The organism is Kitasatospora sp. NPDC057015 (assembly GCF_042673745.1).
Lineage (GTDB): Bacteria > Actinomycetota > Actinomycetes > Streptomycetales > Streptomycetaceae > Kitasatospora.
Map to the genome: position 1 here is coordinate 1 of NZ_JBHUSG010000128.1, position 2,629 is coordinate 2,629.

2 protein-coding genes are annotated in these 2,629 nt (G+C 41.9%); both read right to left on the minus strand.

All coding sequences use genetic code 11. The features are described from left to right. Positions 1-320 precede the first annotated feature (320 nt). Entirely contained in the window at positions 321-1,538 is a 1,218-nt protein-coding gene (locus tag ACFTWP_RS41510) for a hypothetical protein (RefSeq protein ID WP_198113870.1), read from the minus strand. 65 nt (positions 1,539-1,603) lie between these two features. Beyond that, positions 1,604-2,629 (minus strand): AAA family ATPase (locus tag ACFTWP_RS41515; RefSeq protein WP_380270369.1); only part of this gene is annotated, 1,026 nt, incomplete at its 5' end.

Sequence of the window (2,629 nt, forward strand, 5' to 3'; positions counted from 1 at the left end):
GTGTCTTGTTGGGCAAGACGGCTTACGTTCGACTATCGGTGCGAAGGGGACTGCGTTCTACTCCCGATGACGAGAAGCTAGGCTTCAAGACCAGTGTAGTCGGGCGGGCATCTCAGAAATGGGGGATTGAGGGGGATTGGCCGAAAGGAATATAGGCGTACATGGCGAAAGACAGATACTTCAGGCTCGCCCTCGACAGCCGTCAAATTAATATATTTAAATAATAGCAATCGCCCATAACCACAAGCGAAAACTGCAGAAAATTTCAAATCTCGGGATGCAACCCCCATCCCGAGACGAAAGCATTTAATTTATAAACATCACTGAATATAATCTTTAAACTGCTTCAAATATTTCTCAATATCAAATGAGGCATTAGCCGCCTTCTTTTTTGACGCAGACACCTGCTTTGCCACGCGAGAAAGATGGACAAAGTATGCACGGTCATTGGTTTGCCTGTATCTTTCATCATATGAAATTGAGAGATAGTTACAACTTATGAACCATGGCTTTTGAACTTGGGTTTGATCGAAAATAGATTTTGCATACTCCAAAAATCGAATTGCCCGCCCATAATCCTTTCTATCAGCACACAGAAAAACACCCAAAAACATAGACAACGACGCATGAGCCGCCGTCCCAATTAGATAGCGATAATCATATTCAATAGACTCAAGAGCCTCTTCGTAGGCCCGCTGAATTTGATCGAGAACATTAACATTCCCCTTGTAGAATTTCCAAATTCCACTTTTTAGAAGCCGCGCCTTCTGAAGAGCGACATATGGATGGTTCGTAATCAACGAATGCTCATTCAAGTCCCGGATATATCTCTCAAACTCGAGTTTATCCCCCCTCCTAACGCACACCACCGCCTCACCATAAATAGAAAATAACTCAGCAATAACTATTTTATCAATATAATTACGCGGCTGCCATTCATTGACATTCTTATGAAGTGCAGAATTAGCATCAAGCGTTGTTTCAAGCTGCTCAAGCTTCTTCCTCATGCGATCCTTATGCTGCTTTATCTTATCGCGCAGATTACTCAACTCAAATCGATCCGGCAGCAACTTAATCAACACAAATCTCTTCGCAAACTCATTAAGCTCGTAATACTCCCCAGATTTCGTAAGAATAAGGCGCTCAAGAAGAAAATTGCACATCTTCTCCGCATCAGAGACCTCAATCTTTGCCAATCTACTGATCGAATACAATTCAATTCGCTCATCATAAAGAGATATGATGCACATCACATCATCAACCGGATACCCAGACTCCGACAAATAGCGCAGTGCCGCATCGAATGTATTTTTATACATGAAATTCGCGACCATCTCGGAGTTCTTTGAACGCATACTCTCCAAGGATTGCGTTAACTGGGCAAACGTAATTACATTGTTGTGAAGACCATTCAAAGCCTGCACGATAATGAGAGCATTGCCCTTTGATGTCTCAAGAAGGGACTCAGCCATTGCTCGAGTCAGAGAAACATTAAATCCCTCCGATTCAACTATATTCTCAACAAAAGAAATCCCCACATCATCCTTCTTGAACTCCCGGATATGAATCTTTTCCTCACACTGCTCCTCATTCCTCGAAGTTATTATAAATTGAACATTCCGAGGAAGAGATTTAACGAAGGCAAATATTTTTTCTGCTCATCCGAATTGATATTTTCAATATTATCAATCGCAATAATTCCGCGTTGATATTTTTCAGCTATCTGATGCACAGAATCAAGTTTCAGACGCTTGCAAATTGCACTCGCCAGATCATCGAATGTTGAAAACTCCGGCCGAGCCGAATCAATATAAAATTCACCAGTCGAATTTGACGACCGCAGATATTCGTCCTTGCTGGAGAAAAACAGAAGATATTCAACATCCGAATACTTTCCATCTTTCTTATCTCGAAGCAGTCGATACAAAAATTCGGTAGTAATAGCAGTCTTCCCAACCCCACCATAGCCATACAAAAGCACCGACCCAGCAAGTCGTTGACGAATATCACTTCCCAAAAGCGAGGAATACAATTCACCGATTTCACTATCTCGACAAAGAAGATCGGTATGAGTTGATGTGGCAGATTCGAGATTGTGCAGCACATCAGCACCGTCCGTTACCTCTTTGTACTCTCGAATTGCTTCACGAAGACGTTCTTTCGTAGCATACCAAAAGATAGTCACATTTTCCACAAAATTTGCAACTTTTGCGGCGTCAGGTATTGTAGTTGGCTTAGATGCTGGATGCGATAGATTATTTCTTATCTTATGAAACAGCGCACAAGAATAATGAAACTCCTCAACAGAGGAAAATTCCTTTGTCAACCCCTGTTTCTCGAACAAAGAATTGAAAAACAAAAGAAGAAGATCAATAGTCTCCGAGACATAGGGAACTTGATTATCAAATTTTCCCGTGGAAATTGAGCTACTGCAGTCCTGGAGAGCCTTATATATGGACGACGCATTTTTCTTAATGTTGTCCAACTTTCCTGCAAAGCGCTTCGAATAAATCAACGACGGGGTAATCGACACTGAATTCAGCGCCGAAATGAATTTAGCCTCTGACGGAAACGCCTCAACCATAATGAACGAAACGAAGCTTCGGAGAGCAACTTCAAATCCTTTCAC